This window comes from Pararoseomonas sp. SCSIO 73927, from assembly GCF_037040815.1.
Taxonomy (GTDB): domain Bacteria; phylum Pseudomonadota; class Alphaproteobacteria; order Acetobacterales; family Acetobacteraceae; genus Roseomonas.
In genome coordinates, this window is the sequence record NZ_CP146232.1 from 3,646,567 (window position 1) to 3,657,609 (window position 11,043).

An 11,043-nucleotide genomic window follows, 5' to 3' on the forward strand; every position below is an offset into this window, starting at 1 on the left:
ACAGTTGAACGATCCGGACGACGACATCCCGGATGCTGCCAACCTCGGGGCCGGCTTCGGCCCCCTGGCCGGCACCGTCTCCTACGGCATCAAGCGCGCCTACCTGCGCGTGATCCGGGACCTAGAGGCGACGCTCGCCCCGATGGGCTTCACCCCGCCGCTGCTGGCCGCCCTGTCGATCGTGGCGGCCAACCCCGGCATCGCCCCCGCGCGGCTGGCCGCCGCCATGGGCCATGGCCGCTCCCGCGCCGCGCCGCTGCTGGACCACCTGCAGGCCCAGGGAATGCTGGAGCGCCTAGCGGGCCCGGACCGCCGCAGCATCGGCCTGAACGCCACCGCCGCCGGCCGCGCCACGCTGCGCCGCCTGAAGCCGGTCATCGCCGAGCACGAGGCGCGGATCACCGCCGGCCTCTCCGCCGCGGAGGCCGAGGCGCTGCCCGTTCTGCTGGACCGTCTGTCTCCCGGCGGCTGAGCGGGCGCTTCACGTTGCCGTCGCGCGAGCGCCGGGCCTAGCCTCCACCAGCCGCCCGGAAAGGGCGGAACGGAGGAAACCGATGACCATCCCCCAGCACGGCCGGCGAACCGTCCTCGCCGGCGCCGCCGCCCTCTCGGCCGCCGCCCTCGCGCGCCCCGCCCTCGGCCAGCACGCCATCCCCTTCTCCGCCGGCGCCGAAGCGCCGCGCTTCCGCGCCCCGCCGAACGCCTGCGACTGCCACTTCCACATCTACGACAACCGCACCCCGCCCGCCCCGGGCGGCCTCGCCGCGCCCGACGCCTCGCCGGACGACTACCGCAAGCTTCAGGCGCGCATCGGCACCACGCGCGGCGTCGTGGTCCAGCCCTCGCTCTACGGCACGGACAACACGCCCACCCTGGCCGGCATGGCCGCGCTGGGCCCCAACTTCCGCGGCGTCGCCGTGGTCAACACCTCCGTCACCGACGCGGAGCTGCAGCGCCTGCACGCCGCGGGCATCCGCGGCATCCGCTTCAACCTCGCCCAGTTCGGCGCCACCACGCTGGAGATGCTGGAACCCCTCTCGCAGCGCGTGGACGCGCTCGGCTGGCACTGCCAGATCAACATGCCCGGCGAGAAGATCGTGGAGGCCGGCGACACCTTCCGCCGCGTCCGCGGCAAGCTCGTCTTCGACCACCTGGCCCACTGCCCCCAGCCCGCCGGCGTGGAGAGCGAAACCTTCAAGCTGGTCCGGTCCCTGATCGACCGGGGCAACACCTGGGTGAAGCTCTCCGGCGCCTATGCCGACACCAGGTCCGGCCCGCCCGCCTACGCCGATTCGAGCGCCGTCGCCCGCGCCTTCGCCGCCGCCGCGCCGCAGCGCATGGTCTGGGGCAGCGACTGGCCACACCCGACGGAGGCCGCGGACAAGAAGCCCGACGACGCCGTGCTCTTCGACCTCCTCACGAACTGGGTGCCCGACGAGACCGCGCGCCGCCGCATCCTCGTGGACAACCCCGCCGAGCTCTACGACTTCCCGAGGACCTGACCGGGGAAGGGGAGGGGGCGCGTCCCTCTCCCCACCCGTTGACCGCAACGATGGCGCCATGCACGAGATCGCGGCACACACGCCGCCGGCCCATCCAACCAGACCGGGCGCCGGACAAGGCGAGAGACGGGACAGGAAACCTCCATGACGTCCAACGGCATCAGCCGCCGCGCCGCCCTCGCGACCGGTCTCCTCATGCCCTTCGCCGCGCGCGCCGCCCTGCCGGACCGCCCGATGCGCCTCGTCCTCGGCTTCCCGCCCGGCAGCGGCCCGGACGTGGTCGGCCGCATCCTCGCGGAGGGCCTTCGCGACTCTCTGCCCGCCGGCGTCGTGGTGGATAACAAGCCCGGCGCCGCCGGCGCCATCGCCGCCCAGGAGGTGGCCCGCGCCGCCCCGGCGGACGGCACCGCCCTCCTTTTCGGGGAGGTCGGCCAGCTCGCCATGGCCCCCAGCACCTATGCCCGCCTGCCTTACGACCCCGCGAAGGACTTCGCCCCCGTCTCCCAGGTCGCCGCAGCCGACTTCGCCCTCGTCGTCCCCATCACCGTCGCCGCCAACTCCCTGGCCGACTACGTCACCTGGGCGAAGGCGCAGAACCAGGTCTTCATGGGCACCTTCGGCGCCGGCACCCCCGGCCATTTCGGCGCCGCCATCCTGGCGAACGAGGCCGGCTTCCCCGCCGAGGCCGTCCATTTCCGCTCCACCGGCGATGCCATGACGGCGATCCTGAACGGCAACGTCCAGGGCATGTTCGGCACCGTTGCCCTCGTCGCCCCGCATGTGCGCGCCGGCAAGCTGAAGGCCCTTGCCGTCACCGGCCCCGCCCGCTCCCCCCTCTTGCCGGAAGTCCCCACCACCACCGAGCTCGGCCGCCCCGCCCTCGCCTTCGACGCCTGGTTCGGCCTCGTCGCCCCCGCCGCCACCCCCGCCAGCACCCTCGCCTCGCTGGACGAGGCCGTGGGCCGCGCCCTGGCCGCCCCCGCGCTCCGCACGAAGATGGAGGAGGCCGGCTTTCGCGCCGCCCCCCGGAACCGGGAGGCCTTCAGCGCCCACATGCGCGCCGAGACCGCCCGCTGGGCCGAGGTGGTGAGGAAGACAGGCTTCCGCGCCATCGAGTAGGCTCCGGCGCGACCGGAACAGGGAAGGACCGACCTTGGCACTCCGCGGCTGGGCGAGCCTCGCGTGGCAGGCCGACTACGGCCAGTTCTACCTCGTCGACCCCGAGGATGCGGCGTTCCGGCCCCCCGAGGAGATCACGCCGGAGATGATGGAGCGCAGCCTCTTCGTCCCGCCCGCCGGCCTCGTGGTCTATACCGAGGGCTGCCTGCAGCAGCGCATCGACTTCGCCATCCACGATGCCGAGTCGGAGCACCCCGAGGCCGAGCCGATGACCGGCAATCCCTGGACCCGGGTCAGGACGGCCGATCTGTCCTTCCCCTCGCGCCGCTTCTCGATCTCCAGCCCTTCCAGCCCCGATCCCCTGCCGTGCGGCCCCTTCTTCCTCCTGGACACGCCATCGGTGAGGGCGCGGATCGCCTGGATGGAGTTCCAGGGCAGCCGGGACGACAGCGTGCCGGTCGAGCCGGACGTCATCGCTATCACGCTCTGGCCGGCCTGAACTCCTAGACCGCGAAAACTCGGATCCGCACGCTCTCCGGCCGCCGCTCCCCGAAGCCGACGAAGAGGCTCCGCCCCAGCCAGGCATGGTCCGCCGCCGCGGTCTCGAACACGGGCGAGGTGCGGAAATAGACCCGCTCCGGCGGCACCGGCTCCCCGCGCATCAGCCGCGCCATGTCCTCCGGCGCCGCCGTCCGCAGCCCGCGGTTCACCACGTAGACGAGCGCCCCGTCGCTCAGCCGCAGCGTGTAGCGCGCCTCGATCTCCGCCACCCCGTCCGGCCGGATCAGCTGGAAGTCCGCCCCACCGGGCAGGATCTCCCCCTCCATCCGCGGCCCGAAGGCCCGCCCGCCCAGGATCGGGATGATCCGCCGCTTCCCCAGCGGGGTCGCGCCCACCAGCACCGGCGGCCCCACCGCCACGTCCAGCTCCCCGACGAACTCGCCCAGCGCTTCCGCCATTGCCTGCCCCTCAGATCCGCTTCTCGTCCTCGAGCCGCTTCACCACCCGCTTCGCCAGGATCTTCCCGATCCACCCCGCCACCGGCGCGGCCGGAAGCACCAGCACCCAGCCGGCATGCACGCTCTGCGTGACCAGCCCCAGCCCCAGGGCGAGCATCAGCCCCCCCACCAGCGCCCCCATGACGCCGGCCGTCAGCCCGAGAACGAGGATGTCTTCGCGGATTCCCATGCCGCGCCCGTTACGGAGCCTGATCCGGTTTGACAAGCGCCCCCCGATCCCCTATCGGCCGCCGCTCTTCCCGGGAACGTGGACGTGCCCAGGGGCCTTTGCCCCGAAGTGGCGCGCGCCCGCCCCGGCCCCGCATTCCCGCGGGCGCCGAAGGACTACCGGGACAACACCACGGGCAACGAGCTGCCAGATCAACTGGCTCGGCCGCCAGCCCGGACTGCGATGAAGGAGCCGGCGCATGACCAAGCGCGCGGAAAGCAAGTACAAGATCAATCGCCGCCTCGGCGTGAACCTCTGGGGCCGCGCCAAGTCCCCGATCGCCAAGCGCGAGTACGGCCCCGGTCAGCACGGCCAGCGCCGTAAGAACAAGCCGACCGACTTCGGCATCCAGCTGATGGCGAAGCAGAAGCTCAAGGGCTACTACGGCAACATCGGCGAGAAGCAGTTCCGCAAGTACTACGACGAGGCCGTGCGCCGTAAGGGCGACACCTCCGAGAACCTGATCGAGCTGCTGGAGCGCCGCCTGGACTGCGTGGTGTACCGCATGAAGTTCGTGGTCACGCCTTTCGCCGCCCGCCAGTTCGTCAACCACGGCCACATCACCGTCAACGGGCAGAAGGTGAACATCGCCTCCTACCTCGTGAAGGACGGCGACCTGATCGAGGTGAAGGAGAAGTCGAAGGGCCTCACCGCCGTGCTCGACGCCGCCCAGTCCGGCGAGCGCGACGTGCCCGAGTACATCCAGGTGGACCACCGCCAGATGAAGGGCTCCTTCGTCCGCGCCCCGAAGCTGTCGGACGTGCCCTACCCTGTGCAGATGGAGCCGAACCTGGTCGTCGAGTTCTACTCGCGCTGATCTTGAGGTCCGAGTTCTACTCGCGCTGAACCAGGGCGCTCTTCGAAGCGTTGCCCGGACGGCCGGAGGGGATACCCTCCGGCCGTCTCTGTTTTCGGGGGATCGCATCGCCATGCCGCAGGACCAGCTCCGCCGCCTTCTCTGCCTCATCCTGCCCTGGGTGCAGATCGTCACCGCCTTCCTGCCGGCCCTCGGCCTCGGCACCTCCATGGCCGTCGTCTCCGCCGCCACCCGCACCCCCGTGGTGCCCGCCGGCTACGCCTTCTCGATCTGGAGCCTCATTTTCGCCCTCGCCGCTGCCTACGGCATCTGGCAGTTCCTGCCCGCCAACCGCGACAGCGCCCTGGCCCGGCGCACGGGCTGGCCGCTCGCCGGCAGCTTCGCCCTCAACACCCTCTGGCAGGTCACCTCCCAGCTCACCGCCTCGGTCGGCTTCGGTCTCTTCCTCATCATCCTGGCCAGCCTCGCTTGCGCCCTCTGGGCCCTGTTCACGGCCCGCAACACGCCCGAACCCGGCCTCGCCGCCCGCTGGATCGTCGCCCCGCTCACCGGGCTTCTGGCGGGCTGGCTCACCGCCGCCAGCTTCGTGAACCTTTCCTCCGCCGCCCGCGCCACCGGCATCCTGCCGGAGCACGGCATCGCCGCCACGCTCGCCGCCGTCATCATCCTGCTGGCGGCCGGAGGCGCTGCCGCCGCCCTCGTCTGGCTGCTGCGGCGAGACGCCTCCTGGTTCGCCGGCGCCATCCTCTGGGCCTTCGTCGGCGTCGTCGCCGCCAATCTCGGCGTGAACCAAGTGAACATCCCCGCCGCCCTGGCCGCCGGCGTGATGCTGGCCCTCGTCTTTGCCGTGGCCTGGCAGCGCCGCCGCGCCGGTCCCCTGCCGGTCTAGGGCGCGCGGCCACCTAGCCGCCGCGCCCATCCCCCGGCACACTCCCGCCCGCCCCGGCGGCGTAGGGGACCGGGCCGATGAGAGGGCGGAACGCAAGATTTGAGGTTGCCCCTGTGGGTCAGCGCCCTGGTCGCGACCCTCCTCGTCCAGACCGTCAGCTCCTTCGCCTCCCTCGCCGTGCCGCTGCTGGGCCCGCCGCTGATGGCCCGCGCCGGCCTCGCGCCGGAGAGCATCGGCCTCGTCTCCGCCATGACCTCGGGCGGCATCTGCTGGTGCCTGGCCTGCGGCGGGCCGATGCTCGGCCACCACGGCCCGGTCCGTACCCTGCAACTCGGCCTCGTCTGCATGGCGCTCGGCCTCCTCGCCCTCTCGCAGCCCCTGGGCCTGCTCGGGCTCCTCGGCGCGCTCGCGATCGGCTTCGGCACCGGCCACAACACGCCGGCCGGCAGCCAGATCCTCGTCCGGGCCGCCCCGCCCCGGCACCGCACGCTCATCTTCTCCATCAAGCAGGCCGGCGTTCCCCTGGGCGGCGCCCTGGCGGGCCTCGCCGTCGCGCCGCTGGTCCTCTCGCAGGGCCTCTCCGGCGCCCTGTGGACGATCATCGGCATCGTGCTGCTCACGATCCTCCTCGTGCAGCCCTTCCGCCGAAGGCTGGATAACGACCGCGCCCCGGAACGGCGCGGCTGGGCCCGCGCGCTCCTCTCCCCGGCCGCCGCGGCGCATTCCGTCCGCGTCCTGCGCGCGCACCCCTCCCTGCCACTGCTCACGGGCCTCTGCGCCTCCTTCTCCGTGCTGCAGTCCTGCCTCATGGCCTTCACCGCCACCTACGCCATCACCCGCCACGGCGCCTCCCTTGCGGAGGCCGGGCGGATCGTCGCGGTGATGCAGCTCGCCAGCATGGCCGGGCGGATCGCGCTGGGCGGGCTGGCGGACCGCATGGGCCACGCCCTCCGGCACCTGCTCCTGCAGGCCCTCGCGTCCGCCTTGGCTGTCGCCCTCCTCGTGGCGGTCGGCGGCGAGGGAGCCTGGGCCCTCTACGGCTGCGCCGCCCTGGTGGGCGTGACGGCGATCGGCTGGAACGGCGTGCACATGGCGGAGCTGGCGCGCGTCTCACCCCTGCACCTCGTCAGCGACGTCACCTCGGCCGTCGGCCTCTTCGGCTTCGTCGGCTCGATCCTCGGGCCGCTGGCCTTCACCCTGCTTGTCGGCTGGACCGGGAGCTACGACCTCGCTCTCCTCGTCATGGCCGCCCAGCTGGCTCTTTTCGGCCTCGCCGGCGGCGTGGTCACCGCAAGGGCGAGGGGCCGGCCGGGCGACAGCCCCTGAGCTCCACGCCTCGGCGCCTTGCGGCCGCCCCGCGCGGGAAAGCGGATCGCGGCCCTCTGCCATGTTGACGGCTCTGTGAGCCATCCTCAGGCTCCCTCCAACCTATCGGAGAGGAAGACATGCTGAAGCGCGCCATCCTGGCCACCGTCGCCGCGGCCGCGGCCCTGTTCACCGCAGCGCCCCGCCCTGCGGAGGCCGGTGCCCTCTACGACGCCATCAGGGCCCGCGGCGTCCTGAACTGCGGCATCCACACGGGCCTTCCCGGCTTCGCCATCCCGGATTCCCGGGGCGTCTGGCAGGGCTTCGACGTGGACTTCTGCCGCGGCCTCGCGGCGGCCCTGTTCAATGACCCGGACAAGGTCCGCTACACCCCGCTCTCCTCGCCGACGCGCTTCACCGCCCTGTCCTCGGGCGAGGTGGACGTGCTGTTCCGCGTCAGCACGGAGACGATGCTGCGCGACGTCGGGCTGGGCATCCGCGCCATCACGCCGAACTTCTACGACGGCCACGGCTTCATGGTGCGCGGCAACGCCAACATCTCGAAGGCGGCTGAGCTTGGCGGCGCCACGATCTGCCTGCTCCAGGGCACCACGAACGAGCAGGTGACGGCCGAGTACTTCCGCACCAACAACCTCCAGTTCAGCCCCGTCCTCTTCGCCCGGACCGACCAGGCGACGGACGCGCTGCAGGCCGGCCGCTGCGACGCCTTCGGCACGGACGCCTCCCAGCTCGCCGCCGTCCGCTCCTCCATGCAGAACCCCGGCGAGTGGAAGATCCTCGATGAGCGCTTCTCCAAGGAGCCTTACGGCCCCTATGTCCGCCGCGGCGACGACGAGTGGTACGACGTGGTCCGCTGGTACGTGAACGCCGTGATCCAGGCGGAGGAGAGCGGCGTGACCCGCGCCAACGTGGACGAGGTGAAGCGCACCACCACCAACCCCGACACGCGCCGCCTGCTCGGCGTCACGCCGGAGCTCGGCCAGGCCCTGCGGCTGGACCCGAACTGGGTGGTGAACATCGTCAAGGCCGTCGGCAATTACGGCGAGATCTACGAGCGCCACATGGGCCCGCGCAGCCCCGTCGGCCTGGCGCGCGGCGCGAACGAGCTGTGGACGCGCGGCGGGCTGCTCTACGCCCTGCCGATGCGCTGATCGGCCCTCCTGGTCGGGCGGCCCTCGCGGGCCGCCCCGCCTAGAGCCGAAGACCCATGCGCCGGATCATCGCGGACTCCTCCTCGACCGTCCGGCGCACGAAACCCGTATACTCCTCTGGCCCCATCGCCATCGCCGGCATGTCGTAGCGGTCCAGCACGGCCGCGTGGGACGGATCGCCGATCGCGGCCCGGAACGCCGTGTCCAGCGCGCGCACCACGGCGGGGTCCATCCCCTTCGGCCCCGCCACGCCGTAGGGCGAGGTGGAGACGATATCCATCCCCAGCTCCTTCAGCGTCGGCACGTTCGGGAAGCGCTTCGCCCGCTCCGGCCCCCAGGTAACGAGCAGCCGCAGCCGCCCCTCCTCCACCAGCGGCCCCCAGCCGGAGCTGTCCGCCGTGGCGTGGATCTGTCCGCCCAGCAGCGCCCCCATGTTCTCCGCCACGCCGCGGAACGGGACATGGACGTAGCGCACGTCCCGCATTCCCGCGATCTGCTCCATCGTGATGTGCAGCGAGGTGCCGACGCCCGGCGTGCCGTAGTTGAACTTCCCGGGGTTCGCTTTCGCGTCCGCCAGGAAGGCCGGGAAGTCGGCCCAGGGCGCGTCCGCCTTCACCACCACGCCGAACAGGTAGCCCGTGAGGTGGGTGACGTAGGTGAAATCGACCAGCGGGTCGAAGGGCGGGCGGCTGCTCATGTAGGGGATGCGGAAGACGCTGATCGGCATCTGCGCCAGGGTGTAGCCGTCCGGCCGCTCGTTCAGCAGCGCCTGCGCGCCGAGGATGCCGCCCGCGCCCGCCTTGTTCTCCACCACCACGGGCTGGCCGAGCCGCCGGCTCGCGGCGTCGCAGAAGGCCCGCATCTGCACGTCCGTCGTGCCGCCCGGCGCCCAGGGCACGAGCATCCGGATCGCCTTGTCCGGAAAGCCCCGTTGCGCAAGGGCGGGGCGGGCGAGCGCGGCGACCCCCAGGCCGAGCGAGCGCCCGAGCGCGTGGCGGCGGGTGAAGGGCATGGGATGTTTCCCGTTACGTTTCCTCCCCCTGAGTATCGGCGCGGCCTCGATCCGATAGGAAGGGAAATCGCGCGTCACGCCCGCCGGCGCAGGCGCGGCAGCACCAGCAGCGCCACCAGCACGACCTGCCCGGCCGAGAGGAGCTGCGGCAGCAGCCAGCTTCCCGTCGCGCTGACGAGAGCGGCGAAGATCGCGGGCGGGACGAGGTAGCCGAGGAAGGACAGGGTGGAGGATCCCGCCGTCGCCTCCGCGATGCGCCCAGGGGGCGCGAGGCGGGCCACCTCCGACTGGTAGATGCCGTTCCAGCTCGCCGCGAGCGAACCCGCGAGGGCGCCGAGGAGGAGGGTGGGCAGGAACCCCATGGGCGGCAGCAGCACGAAGAGCGCGACGAGGGCGGCCGCGCCCAGGCCCTGCCCGACGAGGTTCATCGGCCCGTTCGCCATGCGGTCCGCGACCCAGCCCAGGACGATGCGCGCGAGGATGCCGCCGCCCTGCATGGCGGCGAAGACCGCGCCCGCCTGGGTGAGGCTCAGCCCGCGCGTGGTGGTGAGCCAGGTGACGGCGAAGGTGGCGAAGCAGCCCTGGAGCGTGGCGAGGGAGCAGGCGAGCAGGGTGAGCGGCGGCAGGAGGGGGTGCAGGCCGAGCGCGGCGAAGGGACCCGTGACGTTGCGGCGGGAGAGGAGGGCCACGGGGTGGACCGGGCGGTCCGGCTCCCGCTCCACGTCCAGCATCGGGCGGCTGGGCTGGATGAGGGCGGCGGAGACGAGGGCGATGAGGACGGCGAGGCCGAGGCCGTAGGGCCAGCCCGCCCAGGCGGCCACGGGGGCGATCACCAGCCCCGCCACCACGCCGCCCAGTGGGGCGCCGGCCTGCTTGATGGAGAAGATGAGGGTGCGGTGCCGTGCCGGGGCGGTTGCCGCCAGGATGCGGCTGCCGGCGGGAGGCGTGGGGCCGTAGCCGACGCCGATCAGGAAAGCGGCGATGCCCAGGGCGATGGTGTTGCCGAGGGCCGCGATGGCCATGCCGGCCGCCGCGAAGGTCGCCCCGGCCTGGAGGGTGCGGACGGGGCCGAGCCGGGCGAGCAGGGGCATCCCGACGAGGAGAAAGACGAGCGTGCCGGTGGTGGAGAGGGCGGCGAGGTGGCCGGCCGCCTCCGGCGGGAGCCCGGCGCTGCCCGTGAGGAGGGGGGCGAGCACCGGGACGCACTGGTTCAGGAAGGCCGCCACCGTCTGCATCAGCAGGGTGACGGAGAGGGCGACCTTCCAGGAGGCGGCCTCCAGCCCTTTCGGACCTTTGGCGGGTGGGGCGGGCCCGGGACCCTGCTGGGGGGTGGGCCCGCCGTCCCTCACGCGACCCGAAACCTTCGGTTTCAGGCGGCCTGGGTGTGGGGGATGCCGTTCTCGGTGAGGAGGGTGGCCAGCTCACCGGTCTGGAACATCTCGGTGATGATGTCGCAGCCGCCGACGAACTCGCCCTTCACGTAGAGCTGCGGGATGGTCGGCCAGTTGGAGAAGGCCTTGATGCCTTCGCGGATTTCCGGATCGGCGAGGACGTTCACGCCGTGGAACGGCACGCCCATGTGGGAGAGGATCTGCACCACCCGGGCGGAGAAGCCGCACTGCGGGAAGACCGGCGTGCCCTTCATGAAGAGGGTGACCGGGTTGGCTTCGACCTCGGACTTGATCTGGGCGAAGACGGGGTTGTCGGACATCGGGGTCTCTCTCACTCCGGTGCGGAGGTCTGGAGGGCGAGGGCGTGGAGTTCGCCGCCCATGCGGCCCTGCAGGGCCGCATAGACGATCTGATGCTGCTTCACCCGCGGGACGCCGCGGAAGGCTTCCGAGACCACGGTGGCGGCGTAGTGGTCGCCGTCGCCGGCCAGGTCCTCGATCGTGACCTTGGCGTCGGGGAGTGCGGCGCGGATCAGGGCCTCGATCTCGGCGGCGGGCATGGCCATCGTCGTCGTCCTCAGCAGCGGTTGTGGGCGCGATTCACGCCTGC

Annotated in this window: 14 protein-coding genes; 8 read left to right on the forward strand and 6 right to left on the reverse strand. The window is 72.3% G+C overall.

The genetic code is table 11. From position 1 onward, the window contains the following. Positions 1 to 4: 4 nt before the first annotated feature. The 4 genes from VQH23_RS17165 to VQH23_RS17180 all read left to right on the forward strand — a co-directional run bounded on the left by VQH23_RS17165 (position 5) and on the right by VQH23_RS17180 (position 3,120). A complete protein-coding gene (locus VQH23_RS17165; protein ID WP_338661948.1) occupies positions 5 to 472 on the forward strand; it encodes a MarR family transcriptional regulator in 468 nt (155 codons plus the stop codon). Between the two features lie 82 nt (positions 473 to 554). Then, positions 555 to 1,502 carry an amidohydrolase family protein gene (locus VQH23_RS17170; protein ID WP_338661949.1) on the forward strand — a complete coding sequence of 316 codons (948 nt, stop codon included), beginning with the start codon at positions 555 to 557 and terminating at the stop codon, positions 1,500 to 1,502. A 144-nt stretch (positions 1,503 to 1,646) separates the two neighbouring features. Beyond that, entirely contained in the window at positions 1,647 to 2,621 is a 975-nt protein-coding gene (locus VQH23_RS17175) for a tripartite tricarboxylate transporter substrate binding protein (RefSeq protein ID WP_338661950.1), read from the forward strand. 34 nt (positions 2,622 to 2,655) lie between these two features. Then, positions 2,656 to 3,120 (forward strand): hypothetical protein, encoded by a 465-nt coding sequence (locus tag VQH23_RS17180; RefSeq protein ID WP_338661951.1) that lies wholly within the window; start codon positions 2,656 to 2,658, stop codon positions 3,118 to 3,120. 4 nt (positions 3,121 to 3,124) lie between these two features. Here the strand turns inward: VQH23_RS17180 and VQH23_RS17185 are convergent, their stop codons facing one another. Both VQH23_RS17185 and VQH23_RS17190 read right to left on the reverse strand, forming a co-directional pair. Continuing rightward, positions 3,125 to 3,580, reverse strand: a complete 456-nt coding sequence (locus VQH23_RS17185; RefSeq protein ID WP_338661952.1) for a DUF3237 domain-containing protein — start codon at positions 3,578 to 3,580, stop codon at positions 3,125 to 3,127. Between the two features lie 10 nt (positions 3,581 to 3,590). Next, positions 3,591 to 3,809, reverse strand: a complete 219-nt coding sequence (locus tag VQH23_RS17190) for a hypothetical protein (protein ID WP_338661953.1) — start codon at positions 3,807 to 3,809, stop codon at positions 3,591 to 3,593. 238 nt (positions 3,810 to 4,047) lie between these two features. Here VQH23_RS17190 and rpsD point away from each other — a divergent pair, with 238 nt between their 5' ends. From rpsD to VQH23_RS17210, 4 genes are all read left to right on the forward strand, one after another. Further along, positions 4,048 to 4,665 carry a 30S ribosomal protein S4 gene (gene rpsD, locus VQH23_RS17195; RefSeq protein ID WP_338661954.1) on the forward strand — a complete coding sequence of 206 codons (618 nt, stop codon included), beginning with the start codon at positions 4,048 to 4,050 and terminating at the stop codon, positions 4,663 to 4,665. Between the two features lie 112 nt (positions 4,666 to 4,777). After that, a complete protein-coding gene (locus VQH23_RS17200; protein WP_338661955.1) occupies positions 4,778 to 5,554 on the forward strand; it encodes a hypothetical protein in 777 nt (258 codons plus the stop codon). Between the two features lie 99 nt (positions 5,555 to 5,653). Beyond that, positions 5,654 to 6,880 (forward strand): MFS transporter, encoded by a 1,227-nt coding sequence (locus tag VQH23_RS17205; protein ID WP_338661956.1) that lies wholly within the window; start codon positions 5,654 to 5,656, stop codon positions 6,878 to 6,880. A 119-nt stretch (positions 6,881 to 6,999) separates the two neighbouring features. Next, on the forward strand, positions 7,000 to 8,031 hold the full coding sequence (locus VQH23_RS17210; RefSeq protein WP_338661957.1) for an amino acid ABC transporter substrate-binding protein: 1,032 nt from the start codon (positions 7,000 to 7,002) through the stop codon (positions 8,029 to 8,031). A gap of 40 nt (positions 8,032 to 8,071) precedes the next feature. On the opposite strand, the gene VQH23_RS17215 is transcribed toward VQH23_RS17210, so the two are convergent. The 4 genes from VQH23_RS17215 to VQH23_RS17230 form a co-directional block, all read right to left on the reverse strand. Beyond that, positions 8,072 to 9,043, reverse strand: coding sequence for a tripartite tricarboxylate transporter substrate binding protein (locus tag VQH23_RS17215; RefSeq protein WP_338661958.1), 972 nt, complete (start codon positions 9,041 to 9,043; stop codon positions 8,072 to 8,074). A gap of 74 nt (positions 9,044 to 9,117) precedes the next feature. Then, on the reverse strand, positions 9,118 to 10,392 hold the full coding sequence (locus VQH23_RS17220; RefSeq protein WP_338661959.1) for an MFS transporter: 1,275 nt from the start codon (positions 10,390 to 10,392) through the stop codon (positions 9,118 to 9,120). A 20-nt stretch (positions 10,393 to 10,412) separates the two neighbouring features. Next, the gene (gene grxD, locus VQH23_RS17225) at positions 10,413 to 10,754 is read right to left on the reverse strand and encodes a Grx4 family monothiol glutaredoxin (RefSeq protein WP_338661960.1); all 342 of its coding nucleotides are present in this window, start codon (positions 10,752 to 10,754) and stop codon (positions 10,413 to 10,415) included. A gap of 11 nt (positions 10,755 to 10,765) precedes the next feature. After that, positions 10,766 to 10,999, reverse strand: coding sequence for a BolA family transcriptional regulator (locus VQH23_RS17230; RefSeq protein ID WP_338661961.1), 234 nt, complete (start codon positions 10,997 to 10,999; stop codon positions 10,766 to 10,768). Positions 11,000 to 11,043 lie beyond the last annotated feature (44 nt).